The sequence below is a fragment of the Kosakonia oryzae genome, from assembly GCF_001658025.2.
Classification (GTDB): domain Bacteria; phylum Pseudomonadota; class Gammaproteobacteria; order Enterobacterales; family Enterobacteriaceae; genus Kosakonia; species Kosakonia oryzae.
The window spans coordinates 3,800,321-3,820,727 of the sequence record NZ_CP014007.2; the positions used below are offsets into that span (position 1 = coordinate 3,800,321).

General features: G+C 55.0%; 20 protein-coding genes. 18 read left to right on the forward strand and 2 right to left on the reverse strand.

The genetic code is table 11. From position 1 onward, the window contains the following. Window positions 1-59 precede the first annotated feature (59 nt). The 8 genes from AWR26_RS18055 to AWR26_RS18090 all read left to right on the forward strand — a co-directional run bounded on the left by AWR26_RS18055 (window position 60) and on the right by AWR26_RS18090 (window position 7,741). Window positions 60-1,106 carry a PhoH family protein gene (locus AWR26_RS18055; protein ID WP_043954280.1) on the forward strand — a complete coding sequence of 349 codons (1,047 nt, stop codon included), beginning with the start codon at window positions 60-62 and terminating at the stop codon, window positions 1,104-1,106. Then, entirely contained in the window at window positions 1,103-1,570 is a 468-nt protein-coding gene (gene ybeY / locus AWR26_RS18060; protein ID WP_007373866.1) for an rRNA maturation RNase YbeY, read from the forward strand. Before AWR26_RS18055 ends, ybeY begins: the two co-directional genes overlap by 4 nt. A gap of 96 nt (window positions 1,571-1,666) precedes the next feature. After that, on the forward strand, window positions 1,667-2,545 hold the full coding sequence (corC, locus tag AWR26_RS18065) for a CNNM family magnesium/cobalt transport protein CorC (RefSeq protein WP_043954283.1): 879 nt from the start codon (window positions 1,667-1,669) through the stop codon (window positions 2,543-2,545). Window positions 2,546-2,550: 5 nt separating this feature from the next. Beyond that, window positions 2,551-4,089, forward strand: coding sequence for an apolipoprotein N-acyltransferase (gene lnt / locus AWR26_RS18070; protein ID WP_064567857.1), 1,539 nt, complete (start codon window positions 2,551-2,553; stop codon window positions 4,087-4,089). Between the two features lie 427 nt (window positions 4,090-4,516). Then, window positions 4,517-5,440 carry an amino acid ABC transporter substrate-binding protein gene (locus AWR26_RS18075; protein ID WP_064567859.1) on the forward strand — a complete coding sequence of 308 codons (924 nt, stop codon included), beginning with the start codon at window positions 4,517-4,519 and terminating at the stop codon, window positions 5,438-5,440. A 158-nt stretch (window positions 5,441-5,598) separates the two neighbouring features. Next, window positions 5,599-6,339: an amino acid ABC transporter permease gene (locus tag AWR26_RS18080; protein WP_064567861.1), complete on the forward strand. Its 741-nt coding sequence runs from the start codon at window positions 5,599-5,601 to the stop codon at window positions 6,337-6,339. Between the two features lie 2 nt (window positions 6,340-6,341). Further along, entirely contained in the window at window positions 6,342-7,016 is a 675-nt protein-coding gene (gene gltK, locus AWR26_RS18085) for a glutamate/aspartate ABC transporter permease GltK (protein WP_064567863.1), read from the forward strand. After that, window positions 7,016-7,741 (forward strand): amino acid ABC transporter ATP-binding protein, encoded by a 726-nt coding sequence (locus AWR26_RS18090; RefSeq protein ID WP_064567865.1) that lies wholly within the window; start codon window positions 7,016-7,018, stop codon window positions 7,739-7,741. Before gltK ends, AWR26_RS18090 begins: the two co-directional genes overlap by 1 nt. 37 nt (window positions 7,742-7,778) lie before the next feature. Here the strand turns inward: AWR26_RS18090 and AWR26_RS18095 are convergent, their stop codons facing one another. Further along, complete coding sequence (locus AWR26_RS18095; protein ID WP_043954291.1) at window positions 7,779-8,261, reverse strand: zinc ribbon-containing protein; 483 nt, start codon at window positions 8,259-8,261, stop codon at window positions 7,779-7,781. A 236-nt stretch (window positions 8,262-8,497) separates the two neighbouring features. Between AWR26_RS18095 and leuS the strand changes: the two genes are divergently transcribed. The 4 genes from leuS to nadD are packed head-to-tail and all read left to right on the forward strand — an operon-like array spanning window position 8,498 to window position 13,332. Further along, on the forward strand, window positions 8,498-11,080 hold the full coding sequence (gene leuS / locus AWR26_RS18100) for a leucine--tRNA ligase (RefSeq protein WP_064567867.1): 2,583 nt from the start codon (window positions 8,498-8,500) through the stop codon (window positions 11,078-11,080). Between the two features lie 14 nt (window positions 11,081-11,094). Continuing rightward, on the forward strand, window positions 11,095-11,658 hold the full coding sequence (lptE, locus tag AWR26_RS18105; RefSeq protein ID WP_064567869.1) for an LPS assembly lipoprotein LptE: 564 nt from the start codon (window positions 11,095-11,097) through the stop codon (window positions 11,656-11,658). After that, a complete protein-coding gene (gene holA / locus AWR26_RS18110; protein WP_064567871.1) occupies window positions 11,658-12,689 on the forward strand; it encodes a DNA polymerase III subunit delta in 1,032 nt (343 codons plus the stop codon). The genes lptE and holA overlap by 1 nt, the downstream gene beginning before the upstream one ends. Further along, window positions 12,682-13,332 (forward strand): nicotinate-nucleotide adenylyltransferase, encoded by a 651-nt coding sequence (nadD, locus tag AWR26_RS18115; protein WP_064567873.1) that lies wholly within the window; start codon window positions 12,682-12,684, stop codon window positions 13,330-13,332. The genes holA and nadD overlap by 8 nt, the downstream gene beginning before the upstream one ends. Here the strand turns inward: nadD and cobD are convergent. Beyond that, window positions 13,307-14,395 carry a threonine-phosphate decarboxylase CobD gene (gene cobD, locus AWR26_RS18120; RefSeq protein WP_064567875.1) on the reverse strand — a complete coding sequence of 363 codons (1,089 nt, stop codon included), beginning with the start codon at window positions 14,393-14,395 and terminating at the stop codon, window positions 13,307-13,309. The two genes, nadD and cobD, sit on opposite strands and share 26 nt — an antisense overlap. A gap of 100 nt (window positions 14,396-14,495) precedes the next feature. Here cobD and AWR26_RS18125 point away from each other — a divergent pair, with 100 nt between their 5' ends. From AWR26_RS18125 to rlpA, 6 genes are all read left to right on the forward strand, one after another. Continuing rightward, on the forward strand, window positions 14,496-15,107 hold the full coding sequence (locus tag AWR26_RS18125) for an adenosylcobalamin/alpha-ribazole phosphatase (protein ID WP_064567877.1): 612 nt from the start codon (window positions 14,496-14,498) through the stop codon (window positions 15,105-15,107). A gap of 246 nt (window positions 15,108-15,353) precedes the next feature. Continuing rightward, window positions 15,354-15,671: a ribosome silencing factor gene (gene rsfS, locus AWR26_RS18130; RefSeq protein ID WP_007373852.1), complete on the forward strand. Its 318-nt coding sequence runs from the start codon at window positions 15,354-15,356 to the stop codon at window positions 15,669-15,671. A 3-nt stretch (window positions 15,672-15,674) separates the two neighbouring features. Further along, on the forward strand, window positions 15,675-16,142 hold the full coding sequence (rlmH, locus tag AWR26_RS18135; protein ID WP_000776107.1) for a 23S rRNA (pseudouridine(1915)-N(3))-methyltransferase RlmH: 468 nt from the start codon (window positions 15,675-15,677) through the stop codon (window positions 16,140-16,142). 29 nt (window positions 16,143-16,171) lie between these two features. Then, a complete protein-coding gene (gene mrdA / locus AWR26_RS18140; RefSeq protein ID WP_043954298.1) occupies window positions 16,172-18,073 on the forward strand; it encodes a peptidoglycan DD-transpeptidase MrdA in 1,902 nt (633 codons plus the stop codon). Window positions 18,074-18,075: 2 nt separating this feature from the next. Then, window positions 18,076-19,188, forward strand: coding sequence for a peptidoglycan glycosyltransferase MrdB (mrdB, locus tag AWR26_RS18145; protein WP_043954299.1), 1,113 nt, complete (start codon window positions 18,076-18,078; stop codon window positions 19,186-19,188). Window positions 19,189-19,198: 10 nt separating this feature from the next. Then, window positions 19,199-20,371 (forward strand): endolytic peptidoglycan transglycosylase RlpA, encoded by a 1,173-nt coding sequence (gene rlpA, locus AWR26_RS18150; protein ID WP_064567879.1) that lies wholly within the window; start codon window positions 19,199-19,201, stop codon window positions 20,369-20,371. Window positions 20,372-20,407: the final 36 nt, after the last annotated feature.

Sequence of the window (20,407 nt, forward strand, 5' to 3'; positions counted from 1 at the left end):
TATGCCGTGAATAATTCCCTGATGGGCAGAGCCCGCGACACACTGAAAAGAGGAACAGTTTGAACATAGATACGCGTGAAATTACCCTTGAACCAGCGGACAACGCACGTCTGCTAAGTCTGTGTGGCCCGTTTGACGACAACATCAAACAACTGGAGCGGCGACTGGGCATCGAAATCAACCGTCGCGATAATCACTTCAAACTCACCGGACGCGAAATCTGCGTCAACGCTGCAGCCGATATTCTGCGCACACTGTATGTCGATACTGCGCCAATGCGCGGTCAGACGCAGGAGATCGAACCGGAACAAATTCATCTGGCGATCAAAGAAGCCCGCGTGCTGGAACAGAGCGCCGAGAGCGTGCCGGAATATGGCAAAGCTATCCATATCAAAACCAAGCGTGGTGTGATTAAACCGCGTACGCCAAACCAGGCGCAATACGTCGCCAATATTCTCGATCACGACATCACCTTTGGCGTAGGCCCGGCGGGTACGGGGAAAACCTACCTTGCGGTTGCGGCGGCGGTAGATGCGCTGGAGCGCCAGGAAGTGCGCCGTATTCTGCTGACGCGCCCGGCGGTTGAGGCGGGGGAAAAACTGGGCTTCCTGCCAGGCGATCTCAGCCAGAAAGTGGACCCGTACCTGCGCCCGCTGTATGACGCGCTGTTTGAAATGATCGGTTTCGAACGCGTGGAAAAACTGATTGAGCGCAACGTCATTGAAGTCGCGCCGCTGGCCTACATGCGCGGGCGGACACTAAACGACGCCTTCATTATTCTTGATGAAAGCCAGAATACCACCATCGAACAGATGAAGATGTTCCTGACGCGTATCGGCTTTAACTCGAAAGCGGTGATCACCGGCGACATTACGCAAATCGACCTGCCGCGCAATACCAAATCCGGTCTGCGCCATGCGATTGAAGTGCTGGCGAATGTCGATGAAATTAGCTTTAACTTCTTCCACAGCGAAGACGTGGTCCGCCATCCGGTCGTTGCCCGCATCGTTATCGCCTATGAGGCCTGGGAAGAAGCCGAACAGAAACGTAAAGCAGAACTGGCTGCCGAACGTAAGCGCGAAGCGCAGGAGCAGGAACAGAAATGAGTCAGGTGATCCTCGATTTACAATTGGCGTGTGAAGATAACAGCGGCCTGCCGGAAGAAGCACAGTTTCAGAAATGGCTGGACGCGGTTATCCCGCAGTTTCAGGAAGAAGCGGAAGTCACCATTCGGCTGGTCGACAGTGCGGAAAGCCATGAACTGAATCTGACTTATCGCGGGAAAGATAAGCCGACCAATGTGCTGTCATTCCCTTTTGAAGCGCCACCGGGTATCGAAATGCCGCTGCTCGGCGATCTGATTATCTGCCGCCAGGTGGTGGAACAGGAAGCGCAGGAGCAAGGTAAACCGCTGGACGCGCACTGGGCGCACATGGTTGTGCACGGTAGTCTACACCTGCTCGGTTACGACCATATTGCAGACGATGAAGCGGAAGAAATGGAAGGGATCGAGACAGAGATAATGCTTGCTCTGGGCTATGAGGATCCGTACATTTCCGAGAAAGAGTAACCGGAAAGCCTGCGCATCCACTTTTAACTGCCGTCCGGCGCTGAGTTTACGCGTGACGAGCGACAAATTAACCAACATGAGAACCCACACGACGCCATGAGCGACGATAACTCACACAGTAGCGACACAACCAACAGCAAGAAGGGATTCTTCTCCCTTTTACTAAGCCAGCTTTTCCACGGCGAACCAAAAAACCGTGACGAATTACTGGCTCTGATCCGAGACTCCGGGCAGAACGAACTTATCGACAACGATACGCGCGACATGCTTGAAGGGGTGATGGATATCGCGGACCAGCGCGTGCGCGACATCATGATTCCCCGTTCACAAATGATCACCCTGAAACGCAACCAGACGCTGGACGAATGCCTCGATGTCATTATCGAGTCTGCCCACTCGCGCTTCCCGGTGATCAGCGAAGACAAAGATCATATCGAAGGGATTCTGATGGCCAAAGATTTGCTGCCCTTTATGCGCAGCGATGCCGAAGCCTTCAGCATGGAAAAGGTGTTACGCCCGGCAGTGGTGGTACCGGAAAGTAAGCGTGTGGATCGCATGCTGAAAGAGTTCCGTTCCCAGCGCTACCATATGGCAATCGTGATTGATGAGTTTGGTGGTGTTTCCGGTCTGGTGACGATTGAAGACATTCTGGAGTTGATCGTCGGCGAAATTGAAGATGAGTACGACGAAGAAGAGGATATCGACTTCCGCCAGCTCAGCCGTCATACCTGGACGGTGCGCGCGCTGGCGTCGATTGAAGACTTCAACGAAACCTTTGGCACCCACTTCAGCGATGAAGAAGTGGACACCATCGGCGGGCTGGTGATGCAGGCTTTTGGTCATCTCCCGGCGCGCGGAGAAGCGATTGACATTGATGGTTACCAATTCAAAGTCGCTATGGCCGACAGCCGACGTATTATTCAGGTCCATGTCAGAATGCCGGATGATTCGCCGCAACCGAAACTGGATGAGTAATGTAAATGGTATTTGCCTCACTGTTTGAGCGCCAGCGCGTGCGTCTGCTGCTGGCGCTGTTATTCGGAGCCAGCGGAACGCTGGCTTTTTCTCCTTATGACTTCTGGCCGGCAGCCCTTATCTCTCTGATGGGTCTGCAAGGATTAACCCTCAATCGTCGACCGCTACAGTCCGCCTGGATTGGTTACTTCTGGGGGCTGGGGCTGTTTGGTAGCGGCGTGCACTGGGTTTACGTCAGTATCGCGCAGTTCGGCGGAATGTCTGGCCCGGTCAATATTTTCATTGTGGTACTGCTGGCCGCTTATTTATCGCTGTATACCGGTCTGTTCGCCGGAATTTTGTCACGCCTGTGGCCGCAAACCAGCTGGCTGCGCGTGGCTGTCGCCGCACCCGTGGTATGGCAAATTACCGAATTTTTGCGCGGCTGGGTGCTGACCGGTTTCCCGTGGTTGCAGTTTGGCTACAGCCAGATTGACGGCCCGCTGAAAGGGCTGGCACCGCTGATGGGCGTCGAAGCCATCAACTTCCTGCTGATGGTAGTTAGCGGTCTGCTGGTGCTGGCGCTGGTGAACAAAAGCTGGCGTTCGTTAGTGATTGCGGTGCTGCTGTTCGCCCTGCCGTTCCCGCTGCGCTATATCCAGTGGTATCAGTTGCTGCCACAGCGCACCACGCAGGTTTCGCTGGTACAGGGCAATATTCCCCAGGCGATGAAGTGGGACGAAAAGCAACTGTTCAACACGCTGAAAATCTACAGCGATGCCACCGCGCAGGTGATGGGTAAATCGCAACTGATCATCTGGCCGGAGTCCGCTATTCCGGATTATGAGATCAATCAGCAGCGCTTTTTAACCGCCATGGATGATCTGCTGCGAGCGCATGACAGTACGCTTATCACCGGCATTGTCGACGCACGGCTGAATCAGCAAAACCGTTACGATACCTACAACACCATTATCACGCTGGGTAAAGACAGCGCTTACAGCTACAGCTCAACCGATCGCTACAACAAAAACCATCTGGTGCCGTTTGGCGAATTCGTACCTCTGGAGTCGATTCTGCGCCCGCTGGCGCCGTTCTTCGATCTGCCGATGTCCTCATTCAGCCGTGGATCGTATGTGCAACCGCCGCTGACGGCGCACGGTCTGAAGCTGACGGCGGCCATTTGCTACGAGATCATCCTTGGCGAGCAGGTGCGTGATAATTTCCGCCCGGATATCGATTTCCTGCTGACCATCTCCAACGATGCGTGGTTCGGCAAGTCTATCGGCCCGTGGCAGCACTTCCAGATGGCGCGTATGCGTGCGCTGGAACTGGCGCGTCCTCTGCTGCGCAGCACCAACAATGGCATCACTGCAGTGATTGGCCCGCAGGGCGAGATTCAGGCGATGATCCCGCAGTTTACCCGCGAGGTGCTCACCACCAGCGTCACACCGACATCCGGTTTGACACCGTACGCACGCGCAGGAAACTGGCCGTTGTGGATCCTCTCCGCCCTCTTCGGCTTTGCCGCCGTGGTGATGAGCCTGCGCCAGCGCCGCCGTTAATCCGCTCCTTTAAGCGCCGAAAGGCGCTTTGCTTTATCCGGCCGCCAACGCCCCCTGGCCGGATAAGGCATCGCCGCCATCCGGCAACGCTTCCACAACGCCCCCATCTACGCAGCCATCCAGTCGTTTCTGGCATGCCATTTGCTTATACATATCATGCAGCTATGAAATCCGCTTATGTGCAACAAAGTCGCACCGGCAGGGAACATTAGCAGCACCAGTTTGGTGCAATGGAAGATTTTTGCCTTTAAACGGTGCGGCGCGCCTCGCAAAAATAAACAATACCGCAGCAAAATCTTTACATTAAGCCAGACTAAATGTAACAAACACACACGACACTGCACGAAAATGTCGCAGTCTATAAAAAACACAACATACACAACGGGTATCAATGCGTCTCTGGCGCTGACGATAAAGGAGTCTGGATATGCAATTACGTAAACTGGCCGCCGCGATGCTGGTGATGGGAATGTCCGCCGGTCTGGTTCATGCTGAAGATGCAAAACCTGCCGATGCGGCTGCTCAGCAGCAAACGACGCTGGATAAAATTGCCAAAAACGGCGTTATCGTCGTGGGTCACCGTGAATCTTCCGTACCGTTCTCCTATTATGACAACGAACAGAAAGTGGTTGGCTACTCACAGGATTACTCCAACGCTATCGTTGAAGCGGTGAAGAAAAAACTGAATAAGCCGGATCTGGCCGTTAAGCTGATCCCCATTACTTCGCAGAACCGTATTCCGCTGCTGCAAAACGGCACTTTCGATTTTGAGTGCGGCTCCACCACCAACAACCTTGAACGTCAAAAACAAGCGGCTTTCTCCGATACCATTTTCGTCGTCGGTACGCGTCTGCTGACTAAAAAAGGCGGCCCGATCAAAGATTTCGCAGACCTGAAAGGCAAAGCGGTCGTTGTGACCTCGGGTACCACGTCCGAAATTCTGCTCAACAAACTGAATGATGAGAAGAAAATGGACATGCGCATCATCAGCACGAAAGACCACGGCGACTCCTTCCGTACGCTGGAAAGCGGCCGTGCAGTGGCCTTTATGATGGATGATGCTCTGCTGGCGGGTGAACGCGCGAAAGCGAAGAAACCCGACAACTGGGAAATCGTCGGTACGCCGCAGTCCCACGAAGCGTACGGCTGCATGCTGCGTAAAAACGATCCGGAGTTTAAAAAGCTGATGGATGACACCATTGCTCAGTTGCAAACCTCCGGTGCGGCAGAGAAGTCCTACGATAAATGGTTTAAAAACCCAATTCCGCCAAAAAACATGAACATGAACTTTGCGCTGTCTGACGACATGAAAGCGCTGTTCAAATCACCGAATGACAAAGCTCTTAACTAATTAAAACCATTAGGGGCGGGTTTACCTGCCCTCTCGATTGTCGAAGTAGCACGGACAGACTATACGTTGAATGGTCGTTCCCCACTCAGCGCAAAAACTCGCTCTTCATACAATCTTCGAGGGTAGCGCTGCTACCCTTTTTTTTCCGGAGTAGATTTATGTCCATAGACTGGAACTGGGGAATATTCCTGCAACAAGCCCCGTTCGGCAACACAACCTATCTTGGCTGGCTATGGAGTGGTTTTCAGGTCACTATCGCGCTTTCCGTCACGGCCTGGATTATCGCTTTTCTTGTCGGTTCACTGTTTGGCATCCTGCGAACTGTCCCTAACCGTTTCCTGTCCGGCATTGGCACCGTCTATGTCGAACTGTTCCGTAACGTTCCGCTGATCGTGCAGTTCTTTGCATGGTATCTGGTGGTACCTGAACTGCTGCCGGAAAATATCGGTATGTGGTTCAAACAGGAGCTCGATCCGAACATCCAATTTTTCATCTCTTCGATGGTTTGTCTGGGGCTGTTTACCGCCGCTCGCGTATGCGAACAGGTGCGGGCGGCGATCCAGTCACTGCCGCGCGGTCAAAAGAACGCCGGGCTGGCGATGGGGCTGACGTTGCCGCAAACCTACCGTTATGTGCTGCTGCCGAATGCGTATCGCGTCATTGTGCCGCCCATGACGTCCGAAATGATGAACCTGGTGAAAAACTCCGCTATCGCCTCCACCATCGGTCTGGTCGATATGGCGGCGCAGGCTGGGAAACTGCTGGATTACTCCGCGCATGCGTGGGAATCCTTTACTGCCATCACCGTAGCCTATGTCCTGATTAACGCGGTCATTATGCTGGTGATGACGCTGATTGAACGCAAAATTCGCCTGCCGGGCAATATGGGAGGCAAATAAACATGTACGATTTTGACTGGAGTTCAATTGTTCCTTCTCTGCCCTATCTGCTCAACGGGTTGGGGATCACGCTGAAAATCACCGTGACCGCCATCGTGTTCGGGATTGTCTGGGGCACCCTGCTGGCAGTCATGCGTTTATCGACGTTTGCGCCGCTGCGCTGGTTCGCCAAAAGCTACGTGAATGTCTTCCGCTCCATCCCGCTGGTGATGGTACTGCTGTGGTTCTACCTGATTGTGCCGGGTTTTCTGCAAAACGTGCTGGGCCTGTCACCGCAAACCGATATCCGTTTGATTTCGGCAATGGTGGCGTTCTCCATGTTCGAAGCGGCGTACTATTCGGAAATTATTCGCGCCGGTATCCAGAGTATCTCGCGCGGGCAATCCAGCGCCGCGCTGGCGCTGGGTATGACGCACTGGCAGTCGATGCAATTAATCATCCTGCCGCAGGCGTTTCGCGCCATGGTTCCGCTGCTGTTAACGCAAGGGATCGTACTGTTCCAGGACACTTCTTTGGTGTATGTCCTGAGCCTCGCGGACTTCTTCCGCACGGCATCCACCATTGGCGAGCGTGATGGTACGCAGGTCGAAATGATCCTGTTTGCCGGCGCCGTGTATTTTGTTATCAGTCTCAGTGCTTCGCTGTTGGTCAGCTGGCTGAAGAAAAGGACCGTCTAATGATTTCCCTGAAAAATGTTTCTAAATGGTATGGTCACTTTCAGGTGTTGACCGACTGCTCCACCGAAGTGAAAAAAGGCGAAGTGGTAGTGGTGTGCGGCCCGTCGGGTTCCGGTAAATCCACGCTGATTAAGACCGTCAACGGTCTGGAGCCGGTGCAGAAAGGCGAAATTATCGTCAACGGCACGCAGGTGAACGATAAGAAAACCGATCTGGCAAAACTGCGCTCGCATGTCGGCATGGTATTCCAGCATTTTGAACTCTTCCCGCATCTGTCGATTATCGACAACCTGACGCTGGCGCAGGTCAAAGTGCTGAAGCGTGACAAAGCCGCCTCACGGGAAAAAGGCTTAAAACTGCTTGAGCGTGTTGGGCTGTCGGCACACGCTAACAAATTCCCGGCGCAGCTCTCCGGCGGTCAGCAGCAGCGTGTGGCAATCGCCCGCGCCCTGTGTATGGACCCGGTAGCGATGCTGTTTGATGAACCGACGTCAGCGCTCGATCCGGAGATGATCAACGAAGTGCTGGACGTGATGGTCGAACTGGCAAACGAAGGGATGACGATGATGGTGGTGACCCACGAAATGGGCTTTGCCCGCAAAGTGGCAAACCGCGTGATCTTTATGGATGAAGGGAAAATCATTGAGGATTCAGAGAAAGACGCTTTCTTCAGCGATCCAAAATCCGAACGGGCAAAAGATTTCCTCGCCAAAATCCTGCACTAACAAATTAACGCCTGCCAGTACCGGCAGGCGTTTTGTCTTAAGGTTCAAAGGGGCGTCGCTGGAACTGATCGTGCCCACATTTCGGGCACAGCGGCAACACATCCGGGGTATATACCGCCAGGTGGAAATGGCATTTCTCGCATACCAGATTCCCCAGCCCCACCACTTCACCGCTATGGTAGACGCCGTGATGATTGAGATCCTGGAATACTTCGCGCCATTCAAGCTGCGTTTTATCGGTAATATCTGCCAGTTCCTGCCAGATACTCTCTTTAATTACCCGCATAAAGACGCTGTCCGTCACCTCTTCCTGACTTTCGTTATAGCTGCGGGCAAACTCTTCGAGATCGCGGCGGATAGCCCGCATCAGTTCATCGATCTCAGTGCGAGTTAACTCACCGGTCTGGGCGACGCGCTGGCGCGCCTGCTCAACTAATGCGTCAATATCGCGCTCTCCATTGCGCAAACGTTCGGTTAACGTCGCTACCAGTTCACGGTAAAAATGAGCAACCTTGTTCATCGTTTCGCCTCCCGGTTCAGTAACTCTCTCTAATGGTAGACGTTATTTACCGTACGCAGTGCCGACTGCGCCGCACTGTTGGCAAAAAGTTAACGGCAAAAGCGCCGGGCTATTTTATTCCCGGCTCGCGGAAAGGCTGTTTTGAGGCTGACGTTTGGGCTATGCTATGCCGATCTGAAAAACCACGTAACAACGCTACATCTGTAGCTGTAGCAAAAACAGGACTACTGGCTGCCATGCAAGAGCAATACCGCCCGGAAGAGATAGAATCCAAAGTACAGCGTCACTGGGAAGAGAAACGCACATTCGAAGTCACTGAAGACGAGAGCAAAGAGAAATACTATTGCCTGTCGATGCTCCCCTATCCTTCTGGCCGACTACACATGGGCCACGTCCGTAACTACACCATCGGCGATGTGGTTTCTCGCTACCAGCGCATGCTGGGTAAAAACGTATTGCAGCCAATTGGCTGGGATGCGTTCGGTCTGCCTGCGGAAGGCGCCGCGGTGAAAAACAACACGGCGCCGGCGCCGTGGACTTACGACAACATCGCCTATATGAAAAACCAGCTCAAAATGCTGGGCTTCGGCTACGACTGGAGCCGCGAGCTGGCGACCTGCACCCCGGAATACTACCGCTGGGAACAGAAGTTCTTCACCGAACTGTACAAAAAAGGTCTCGTTTACAAGAAAACTTCTGCGGTGAACTGGTGCCCGAACGACCAGACCGTGCTGGCGAACGAACAGGTTATCGACGGTTGCTGCTGGCGCTGTGATACCAAAGTTGAGCGTAAAGAGATCCCGCAGTGGTTTATCAAAATCACCGCCTACGCCGACGAACTGCTGAACGACCTGGATAATCTGGATCACTGGCCGGATACCGTGAAAACCATGCAGCGCAACTGGATTGGCCGTTCCGAAGGCGTGGAAATCACCTTTGACGTTCAGGGCAGCGACCAGAAGCTGACGGTCTATACGACTCGTCCGGATACCTTTATGGGTGCGACCTATCTGGCCGTTGCCGCAGGTCATCCGCTGGCGCAAAAAGCCGCCGCCCATAACGCAGAGCTGGCCGCTTTCATCGACGAATGCCGCAATACCAAAGTGGCGGAAGCCGATATGGCGACGATGGAGAAAAAAGGCGTTGATACCGGCTTTAAAGCGGTTCATCCGCTGACCGGCGAAGCGATCCCGGTCTGGGCGGCAAACTTCGTACTGATGGAGTACGGCACCGGCGCGGTCATGGCCGTTCCGGGTCACGATCAGCGCGACTATGAATTTGCCACCAAATACAGCCTGCCGATCAAGGCGGTTATCCTGGCGGCGGACGGTTCAGAGCCGGATCTGTCTGAGCAGGCGCTGACTGAAAAAGGTACGCTGTTCAATTCTGGCGAGTTCAGCGGGCTGAGCTTTGAAGAAGGCTTCAACGCGATTGCCGACAAGCTGGCCGCGAAAGGCGTGGGCGAACGTAAAGTGAACTTCCGTCTGCGCGACTGGGGCGTTTCCCGTCAGCGTTACTGGGGGGCGCCGATTCCGATGGTCACTCTCGAAGACGGTACAGTCATTCCGACACCGGAAGATCAGCTGCCGGTGATTCTGCCAGAAGATGTGGTCATGGACGGCATCACCAGCCCGATCAAAGCCGATCCGGAATGGGCGAAAACGACCGTTAACGGCCAGCCTGCGCTGCGTGAAACCGATACCTTCGACACCTTTATGGAGTCTTCCTGGTACTATGCGCGTTACACCTGCCCGCAGTACAGCGAAGGCATGCTCGACCCCAATGCGGCGAACTACTGGCTGCCGGTTGATATTTACATTGGCGGTATCGAACACGCCATCATGCACCTGCTCTATTTCCGCTTCTTCCATAAACTGATGCGCGATGCGGGCATGGTGAACTCTGACGAACCGGCTAAACAGCTGCTGTGTCAGGGTATGGTGCTGGCGGATGCCTTCTATTACGTTGGTGTAAACGGCGAGCGCAACTGGGTCTCCCCGAAAGACGCGATCGTTGAGCGCGACGACAAAGGTCGTATCGTGAAAGCGAAAGATTCGGCAGGCCATGAGCTGGTTTACACCGGCATGAGCAAAATGTCCAAGTCGAAAAATAACGGTATCGACCCGCAGGAAATGGTTGAACGTTACGGCGCGGATACCGTTCGTCTGTTCATGATGTTCGCATCTCCGGCTGACATGACGCTGGAGTGGCAGGAATCCGGCGTAGAAGGCGCGAACCGCTTCCTGAAACGCGTATGGAAACTGGTTTACGAGCACACCAGCAAAGGCGCGGTTGCTGCACTGGATCTGGCTGCGCTGAACGACGAGCAGCAGGCGCTACGCCGCGATGTTCATAAAACCATTGCTAAAGTTTCCGATGATATCGGCCGTCGTCAGACCTTCAACACCGCTATTGCAGCGATTATGGAGCTGATGAACAAACTGGCGAAAGCGCCGCAGGAAAACGAGCAGGATCGCGCGCTGCTGCAGGAAGCCCTGCTGGCCGTGGTTCGTATGCTGAACCCGTTCACACCGCACGCCAGCTTTACGCTGTGGCAGGAACTGGGCGGCGAAGGCGATATTGATAATGCACCGTGGCCGGTAGCGGACGAAAAAGCAATGGTGGAAGACACCACGCTGGTTGTCGTCCAGGTAAACGGCAAAGTGCGTGGTAAAATTACCGTTGCCGTGGACGCCACCGAAGAACAGGTGCGTGAACGTGCTGGCCAGGAACACCTGGTGGCGAAGTATCTTGATGGCGTTACCGTGCGTAAAGTGATTTACGTACCGGGTAAACTGCTCAATCTGGTCGTTGGCTAAGCGCGGGAGGAAGCGTGCGATATCTGGCAACATTGTTATTGTCACTGGCGGTGCTGGTTACCGCCGGATGTGGCTGGCATCTGCGTAACACCACGCAGGTGCCAGGCGAAATGAAAACGATGATTTTCGATTCCAGCGATCCGAATGGTCCGCTGAGCCGTGCCATTCGTAACCAGCTGCGCCTGAACGGTGTCGAACTGCTGGAGAAAAGTACGCTACGTCAGGATGTACCTTCGCTGCGTCTGGGCGCGGTGACGTTTGCACGTGATACGGCGTCGATCTTCCAGGATGGCCGTACCGCAGAGTATCAAATGGTGCTGACCGCGAACGCCAGCGTGTTGATCCCGGGGCATGATATCTACCCGATCAGCACAAAAGTGTTCCGTTCATTCTTTGATAACCCGCAAACAGCGCTGGCAAAAGCCGCCGAGCAGGACATGATTATTCAGGAAATGTACGACAAAGCGGCAGAGCAGTTGATTCGTAAACTGCCGAGCGTCTACACGGCTGATGCTGCTGCAACGCATCACACCAAAACACCTGTCTCTCCCTCTGCTTCCGTAACACCGGGTAGCTAATGCTCAGGTTGTATCCGGAACAACTCCGCGCGCAGCTCAATGAAGGGCTGCGCGCGGCGTATCTGCTCCTCGGTAACGATCCACTGTTGTTACAGGAGAGTCAGGACGCTGTGCGCCAGGTTGCCGCCACGCAAGGCTTCAGCGAACACCACACGTTTACACTGGATGCCAGCACCGACTGGGACGCTATTTTTTCCATCTGTCAGGCACTCAGCCTGTTTGCCAGCCGCCAGACTCTATTGTTGCTGCTGCCGGAGAACGGCCCAAACGCCGCCATGAATGAGCAACTGGCAAAGCTGGTTTCGTTGCTGCATGAGGATCTGATCCTGATCGTGCGCGGCAATAAGTTGACGAAAGCGCAGGAAAACGCAGCATGGCTGACGCAGCTGAATAATCACGCCGTGCAGATTAGCTGCCAGACGCCAGAACAGGCGAATCTTCCCCGCTGGGTCGCCGCGCGGGCGAAGCAAAACAAGCTGGAGCTGGATGACGCCGCGAATCAACTGCTTTGCTATTGCTACGAAGGTAATCTGCTGGCGCTGGCGCAGGCACTTGAACGGCTGTCGCTGCTGTGGCCGGATGGTAAATTAACGCTGCCGCGCGTGGAGCAGGCGGTGAACGACGCGGCGCACTTTACCCCATTTCACTGGGTTGATGCGCTGCTCGCAGGCAAGAGCAAACGTGCGCTGCATATTCTGAACCAGTTACGGCTGGAAGCGTGCGAGCCGGTGATCCTGCTGCGCACGGTGCAGCGCGAATTGCTGCTGCTGGTCACGCTCAAACGTCACGCTGCGCATACGCCGCTGCGTACGCTATTTGATAAACATCGGGTCTGGCAAAATCGCCGTGGCATGATGGGCGATGCGCTGAACCGCCTGAGTGCCGATCAGCTACGCCAGGCGGTGCACCTGCTCAGCCATATTGAGCTGATTGTAAAGCAGGACTTTGGTCAGTCGGTGTGGGCCGAGCTGGAAGGGCTTTCTCTGCTACTCTGTCATAAGGCATTAGCAGACGTTTTTATTGATGGTTGATATGAATCAGTTGCAGGCACTGTTTGGTGGTACGTTTGATCCTGTCCATTATGGGCATCTGAAGCCGGTTGAAGCGCTGGCGAACCAGATTGGGCTGTCACGGGTGATCATTATGCCCAATAACGTGCCGCCGCACCGTCCACAACCAGAAGCCACCAGCCAGCAACGCAAAACCATGCTCGAACTGGCCATCGCCGACAAACCGCTGTTTACCCTCGATGAGCGGGAATTACGCCGCGACACGCCCTCTTATAGCGCGCTAACGCTGCAAGAGTGGCGAGAGGAGCAAGGGCCACAGTGTCCGCTGGCGTTTATCATCGGCCAGGATTCACTGCTTACCTTCCCGAGCTGGCACCACTACGAAACTATTCTGGATAACTGCCATTTGATTGTCTGCCGCCGCCCCGGCTACCCGCTGGAGATGGCGCAGGAAGAACATCAGCAATGGCTTGATGAACATCTCACCCAGCATGTCGAAACGTTGCACACGCAGCCTGCGGGAAAAATCTATCTGGCTGAAACGCCGTGGTTCAATATCTCCGCAACGCTTATCCGTGAGCGGCTGGAGCGCGGCGAAAACTGTGATGATCTGCTGCCTGCCGCCGTACTGGAATATATCAACGCGCAGGGCTTATACCGCTAAGCGCCCGGCGCATCGCCGTAATCAGCCGATCATTTTCCTCTGTACTGCGCACCGCAACGCGATAATAGCGATCATCCAGCCCTGGATAATTCACACAGCGGCGAATTAAAATATGCTGTTCCAGCAGCGCACGCTGTAATTCCACCCCCGGCGCATCACAGCGCAGAAACAGGTAATTCGCCATCCCAGGCCAAACAGTGAGTGCCGGAAGATCGTTCAGTGCGGCGAATAAACGCGGACGTTCACGCTCCAGCCACTGCCAGCTCGCCTGTTGATAAGCATGGTCATGCAGGATCACCTCCCCCGCCAGTGCCGCAAACGCATTGATTGACCACGGCATCTGCGCAGCGCGCATCTGCGTCACTTTCTGTTCATCGCTGCCCAACAGATAGCCGAGCCGCAAACCCGGAATAGCATAAAACTTGGTCAGCGAGCGTAGCACCCACAGATGCGGATTGCCCGCCAGATGCCGGATAAAGCCGCGGCGTTGCGGGATAAAATCCATAAACGCTTCATCGAGAATAAGCTGAATGCCCAGCGATTTGCAGCGCGCCGAAACGGCCTGTAGTAGCGCGTCATCCGGCAACAGCCCAGTCGGGTTATTCGGCGTGCAAAGAAACAGGCAGTCCAGATCCGGCGTCAGCGCTTCCAGCAGGCGTTCGGTCAGTTGCCAGCCCTCGTCTTCGCGCAACGAAAAATCGACGATGTCACAACCGGCCTGCCGCAGTGCACGGCGATACTCAGCAAACCCTGGCGTGATAAGCATCGCCCGACGCGGTGCCAGCGCATTGACCAGTGCAAAAATCACTTCCGTCTCACCATTTCCGGCCAGCAACCATGACGTGGGAACCTGATGATGTTCCGCCAGCACCTGATGCAGGCGCTGATACTCCACGTCCGGATAGCGCTCGGCCAGCGCCATGTTCTCCAGCAATGCATGCCGCAAAGAGTCTGGCATGCCCGCCGGATTAATATTGGCGCTGAAATCCAGTAACTGCTCCGGGGCAATGCCCAGCAGTGCGGCCGCCTCGCGTGTATTGCCGCCATGCGCACTATGAAACATCGCTCTCTCCGCTTGCTTAAAGCCGCTATCTTAAACGAAAAAGGGATGTGGATTGAGGGGCATGATAAACTTTGCGCAGTAATCCAGACAGGAGATAACAATGCGACTCTGGCTGATACGTCACGGTGAAACTGAAGCAAACGTTGCCGGGCTTTACAGCGGCCACACTCCCACTCCGCTGACGCCAAAGGGTCTGGCACAGGCGCAAATCCTCGGGAAATTGCTCAGCGAGGTCCCCTTTGATCGCGTGTTGTGCAGCGCGCTGGAGCGGGCGCAACAGACGGCGGGACGCGTTCTTGAGCGACGGGAAATCACCATTGAAACCACTCCGTTACTGAATGAAATGTTCTTCGGCGACTGGGAAATGCGCCATCACCGCGATTTGACGCGCGAAGATCCGCAGACTTATGCCGCCTGGTGCAATGACTGGCAGAATGCCATCCCGACCAATGGTGAAGGCTTTCAGGCATTTTCCGCGCGTATTGAGCAAGTTATCGCCCATCTGGCCGATATTAAGGATCAGCAGAATATCCTGCTGGTGAGCCATCAGGGCGTGTTGAGCCTGTTAATCGCCCGCCTGTTAAATATGCCCGCCGCCTCGCTATGGCATTTTCGTGTCGATCAAGGGTGCTGGAGCATGATCGATATGCATGACAATTTCGCCACGCTGCGAGTGCTTAATAGCCGCGCCGTCTGGCGAGCTGATGAGTAATAGCGTGTTTTTCAGCCATCCCATTCAACGTGGTGATTCGGTCATTGACACGCCATGCAAGGCTGTTATCCTCCGCGCGCAGAAATTGTTTTACAAAAATGGCGATGCAATCACACGGTCATGATGGGATGATAGCCCGCTTTTGAAATTGCCGGGTCAGACATTTGTCCCGACAATTGATGCGGTTCAGGTATAATGTCAGGCCGTTCATTAACAGTACATTTTTCACTCACCCAGGGGGAACACTTGCAGGGTAAAGCACTCCAGGATTTTGTTATCGACAAAATTGATGACCTGAAAGGTCAGGACATCGTTGCAATTGACGTGCAGGGCAAATCAAGCATCACCGATTGCATGATTATCTGCACCGGCACTTCCACTCGTCATGTGATTTCCATTGCGGATCATGTGGTTCAGGAATCCCGCGCCGCCGGTCTGATGCCGCTGGGCGTCGAAGGCGAAAGCGCCGCCGACTGGGTTGTGGTCGATCTGGGCGATGTCATTGTCCATGTAATGCAGGAAGAGAGCCGTCGCCTGTATGAGCTGGAAAAACTCTGGAGTTAATGCGTGAAACTCCAACTGGTCGCCGTTGGCACAAAAATGCCGGACTGGGTACAGACAGGTTTTACTGAATATCTGCGCCGTTTTCCCAAAGATATGCCGTTTGAGCTGATTGAGATCCCGGCAGGAAAGCGCGGTAAAAACGCAGATATCAAACGTATTCTCGACAAAGAGGGTGAGCAGATGCTGGCGGCTGCTGGCAAAAATCGCATCGTCACCCTCGATATCCCCGGCAAACCCTGGGATACGCCGCAGCTTGCAAATGAACTGGAACGCTGGAAGCAGGACGGACGCGATGTCAGTCTGCTTATCGGTGGCCCGGAAGGGTTATCCCCCGCCTGCAAAGCGGCAGCAGAACAAAGTTGGTCTCTCTCTGCGCTGACACTCCCGCACCCGCTGGTGCGCGTGCTGGTGGCTGAAAGCCTGTATCGCGCATGGAGTATTACCACCAACCATCCTTACCACCGTGAGTAATGACGAGTCTTAGGTAGATTAAGCAGCGGATGAAATTACAGAATTCTTTTCGCGACTATACGGCTGAGTCCGCGCTGTTTGTACGCCGGGCAGTGGTCGCCTTTACGGGGATTTTGCTGCTTACCGGCGTGCTGATCGCTAACCTTTATAACCTGCAAATCGTCCGTTTTGCGGACTACCAGACCCGTTCTAACGAAAACCGCATCAAACTGGTTCCCATCGCGCCAAGCCGCGGCATTATTTACGATCGCAACGGCACGCCGCTGGCACTTAATCGCACCATTTACCAGGTCGAAATGATGCCGGAGAAGGTCGATAACGTGCAGCAAACGCTGGATGCCCTGCGCGACGTGGTAGATCTGACCGATGACGATATTGCCAACTTCAAAAAAGAGCGCTCGCGTTCGCACCGCTTCACGTCAATTCCGGTAAAAACCAACCTGACCGAAGTCCAGGTGGCGCGCTTTGCCGTTAACCAGTACCGCTTTCCCGGCGTGGAAGTAAAAGGCTACAAACGCCGCTACTATCCTTACGGCTCCGCACTGACTCATGTTATCGGCTACGTCTCGAAAATTAACGATAAAGACGTCGAGCGGCTGGATAAAGAGGGCAAACTGGCCAACTATGCTGCCACGCACGATATCGGTAAGCTGGGCATTGAGCGCTATTACGAAGATGTCCTGCACGGCCAGACCGGTTACGAAGAGGTTGAAGTTAACAACCGCGGCCGCGTGATCCGCCAGCTTAAAGAAGTGCCGCCGCAGGCCGGGCACGATATCTACCTGACGCTGGATTTGAAATTGCAGCAGTACATCGAAACGCTGCTTGCTGGCAGCCGTGCTGCGGTGGTTGTCACCGATCCGCGTAACGGCAGCATTCTCGCGCTGGTATCGATGCCGAGCTACGATCCCAACCTGTTTGTCGATGGTATCTCCAGCAAAGATTATTCATCACTGCTTAATGACCCGAACACACCATTGATCAACCGCGCCACGCAGGGGGTTTACCCTCCGGCATCAACGGTGAAACCGTATGTGGCGGTTTCCGCGCTCAGTGCTGGCGCGATCACCCGTAATACCAGCCTGTTCGATCCCGGCTGGTGGCAGCTGCCGGGCTCTGATAAACGCTACCGCGACTGGAAAAAATGGGGCCACGGCCATTTGAACGTCACCAAAGCGCTGGAAGAATCCGCAGATACCTTCTTCTACCAGGTTGCTTATGACATGGGCATCGATCGCCTGTCGGAGTGGATGGGGAAATTTGGTTACGGCCACTATACCGGCGTCGATCTGTCGGAAGAGCGCTCAGGTAACATGCCGACGCGCGAGTGGAAATTGAAACGCTTTAAGAAGCCATGGTATCAGGGCGACACCATCCCGGTAGGGATTGGCCAGGGCTACTGGACGGCAACGCCATTGCAGATGAATAAAGCGATGATGATCCTGATTAATGACGGTATCGTCAAAGTGCCGCACCTGCTGATGAGCACGGTGGAAAACGGCCAACAGGTGCCGTGGAAACAGCCAGCCGAGCCGCCGGTCGGCGATATTCACTCCGGCTACTGGGAGATCGCCAAAGACGGCATGTACGGCGTGGCGAACCGCCCGAATGGGACCGGCCACAAATACTTTGCCGATGCACCGTATAAAGTTGCAGCGAAATCCGGTACGGCGCAGGTTTTTGGCCTGAAAGCGAATGAAACTTATAACGCGCACCGGATCGCTGAGCGCCTGCGTGACCATAAACTGATGACGGCGTTTGCGCCGTATGATAATCCGCAGGTCGCCGTCGCGATGATTCTGGAAAACGGCGGCGCAGGGCCGGCTGTCGGGACCATTATGCGCCAGATCCTCGACCACATTATGCTTGGCGATAACAACACGGATTTGCCAGCGGAAAACCCCTCAACGGCAGCGGCGGAGGACCAATAATCATGACGGATAATCCGAACAAAAAATCGTTCTGGGACAAAATACATATCGATCCCACGATGTTGCTTATCATCCTCGCGCTGCTGTTTTACAGCGCGATCGTAATCTGGAGCGCCAGCGGCCAGGACATTGGCATGACCGAACGTAAAATCGGCCAGATCGCCATGGGGCTGATTATCATGGTGGTGCTGGCACAAGTGCCGCCACGCGTTTATGAAGGCTGGGCGCCCTATCTCTACATTTTCTGCATCATCCTGCTGGTAGCGGTGGATGCTTTCGGCGCGATATCCAAAGGCGCGCAGCGCTGGCTCGATCTCGGCGTTGTCCGTTTTCAGCCTTCCGAGATTGCGAAAATCGCCGTGCCGCTGATGGTGGCGCGCTTTATTAACCGCGACGTTTGCCCGCCTTCGCTGAAAAACACCGCTATTGCGCTGGCGCTGATCTTTCTGCCAACGCTGCTGGTGGCGGCGCAACCGGATCTGGGTACCTCGATCCTGGTGGTGCTCTCCGGGCTATTTGTTCTGTTCCTTTCCGGCCTGAGCTGGCGGCTGATCGCTATTGCCGCAGTGCTGGTGGCGGCGTTTATTCCGGTGCTATGGTTCTTCCTGATGCACGATTATCAGCGCCAGCGCGTAATGATGTTGCTCGATCCGGAAACCGATCCGCTCGGCGCAGGCTACCATATTATTCAGTCGAAAATTGCTATCGGCTCCGGCGGTCTGAGCGGCAAAGGCTGGCTGCACGGTACGCAATCGCAGCTGGAGTTCCTGCCCGAACGCCACACCGACTTTATCTTCGCCGTGCTGGCGGAAGAGCTGGGGCTGATCGGGATACTGATTTTGCTGGCGCTGTATGTGCTGCTGATTATGCGCGGGTTATGGATTGCCGCGCGGGCGCAAACCACTTTTGGCCGCGTCATGGCCGGCGGTTTGATGTTGATTTTATTCGTTTATGTGTTCGTAAATATTGGTATGGTGAGTGGCATACTGCCGGTGGTCGGCGTACCGTTGCCACTGATCAGTTACGGGGGATCAGCCCTGATCGTACTCATGGCCGGGTTTGGTATCGTTATGTCGATCCATACTCACAGGAAAATGTTGTCTAAGAACGTCTAAGAGGTGCGCAATGCGTAAGCAATGGCTGGGGATCTGCATAGCTGCGGGGTTACTGGCGGCATGTTCAAATGATGGTGGTCAGCAGCAGACGACCGTAGCGCCTCAACCAGCGGTGTGTACTGGTCCTGTCGTTGAGATCAGCGGCGCGGAGCCTCATTACGAAGCACCGAACGCCACGGCAAATCAGGATTATGAGCGCGATGGCAAGAGCTACAAAATCGTTCAGGATCCCTCCCGTTTCAGCCAGGCCGGTTTAGCCGCCATTTATGATGCTGAGCCGGGCAGCAATCTGACCGCTTCCGGCGAAGCGTTCGATCCTATGCAACTGACGGCAGCCCATCCGACGCTGCCAATCCCAAGCTACGCGCGTATCACCAACCTGGCGAACGGCCGCATGATTGTGGTTCGTATTAACGATCGTGGGCCGTATGGTAACGACCGGGTGATCTCGTTGTCGCGCGCGGCAGCGGATCGCCTGAACACGTCGAATAACACCAAAGTGCGTATCGACCCCATTATCGTCGCCCAGGATGGTTCACTTTCCGGGCCGGGCACTGTCTGTACTAAGGTCGCGCAGCAAACCTATGTGCTGCCCGCGCGTCCCGATCTCGGCGGCGGTCTGGGCAGTGTCTCTTCCGCACCGCAGCCTGTACAGCCGCAGGGCAACGTTCAGGCCATCAGTAACGATACGCTAAAAAGCAGCGATACCACTGGCGCGCCGGTAACTAGCGGCGGCTTCCTCGGCGCACCGACGCCGCTCGCCAGCGGCGTGCTGGAAGGCAGTGAAACAGCGCAACCGGCCGCAACGGCTACCACGACACCGGTCGCGCAAACCGCCACGCCGGTGACGCAAACCGTAATGCCAGCAACCCGCACTTCGCCGGTTACTGCGCCGGGTTCTGTTCAGGGACACGTGCAGAGTTCTGTCGCCGCCAGCAGCGCAACAGCAGCTGCCAGTAGCGGCTATATGGTGCAGGTCGGTGCCGTCAGCGATCAGGCTCGCGCGCAGCAGTATCAGCAGCGCCTGGCGCAGCAGTTTTCTGTACCGGGCCGCGTGACGCAGAACGGTGCGGTATGGCGCGTTCAGCTTGGGCCGTTTAGCACCAAAGCAGATGCCAGTGCACTGCAGCAGCGGTTGCAGAATGAAGCGCAGTTGCAGTCTTTTATCACTGGCGCACAGTAATTGGGTAAGGCGTCTGACTTTGTCAGCTTATGTAAG

What these genes read in the sequence shown, in the direction of transcription:
- ybeY (WP_007373866.1), top strand. Translation starts at nt 1,103, where the DNA reads ATGAGTCAGGTGATCCTCGATTTACAATTGGCGTGTGAAGATAACAGC.
- corC (WP_043954283.1), top strand. Translation starts at nt 1,667, where the DNA reads ATGAGCGACGATAACTCACACAGTAGCGACACAACCAACAGCAAGAAG.
- lnt (WP_064567857.1), top strand. Translation starts at nt 2,551, where the DNA reads ATGGTATTTGCCTCACTGTTTGAGCGCCAGCGCGTGCGTCTGCTGCTG.
- AWR26_RS18075 (WP_064567859.1), top strand. Translation starts at nt 4,517, where the DNA reads ATGCAATTACGTAAACTGGCCGCCGCGATGCTGGTGATGGGAATGTCC.
- AWR26_RS18080 (WP_064567861.1), top strand. Translation starts at nt 5,599, where the DNA reads ATGTCCATAGACTGGAACTGGGGAATATTCCTGCAACAAGCCCCGTTC.
- gltK (WP_064567863.1), top strand. Translation starts at nt 6,342, where the DNA reads ATGTACGATTTTGACTGGAGTTCAATTGTTCCTTCTCTGCCCTATCTG.
- AWR26_RS18090 (WP_064567865.1), top strand. Translation starts at nt 7,016, where the DNA reads ATGATTTCCCTGAAAAATGTTTCTAAATGGTATGGTCACTTTCAGGTG.
- AWR26_RS18095 (WP_043954291.1), bottom strand. Translation starts at nt 8,261, where the DNA reads ATGAACAAGGTTGCTCATTTTTACCGTGAACTGGTAGCGACGTTAACC.
- leuS (WP_064567867.1), top strand. Translation starts at nt 8,498, where the DNA reads ATGCAAGAGCAATACCGCCCGGAAGAGATAGAATCCAAAGTACAGCGT.
- holA (WP_064567871.1), top strand. Translation starts at nt 11,658, where the DNA reads ATGCTCAGGTTGTATCCGGAACAACTCCGCGCGCAGCTCAATGAAGGG.
- nadD (WP_064567873.1), top strand. Translation starts at nt 12,682, where the DNA reads ATGGTTGATATGAATCAGTTGCAGGCACTGTTTGGTGGTACGTTTGAT.
- cobD (WP_064567875.1), bottom strand. Translation starts at nt 14,395, where the DNA reads ATGTTTCATAGTGCGCATGGCGGCAATACACGCGAGGCGGCCGCACTG.
- AWR26_RS18125 (WP_064567877.1), top strand. Translation starts at nt 14,496, where the DNA reads ATGCGACTCTGGCTGATACGTCACGGTGAAACTGAAGCAAACGTTGCC.
- mrdA (WP_043954298.1), top strand. Translation starts at nt 16,172, where the DNA reads ATGAAATTACAGAATTCTTTTCGCGACTATACGGCTGAGTCCGCGCTG.
- mrdB (WP_043954299.1), top strand. Translation starts at nt 18,076, where the DNA reads ATGACGGATAATCCGAACAAAAAATCGTTCTGGGACAAAATACATATC.
- rlpA (WP_064567879.1), top strand. Translation starts at nt 19,199, where the DNA reads ATGCGTAAGCAATGGCTGGGGATCTGCATAGCTGCGGGGTTACTGGCG.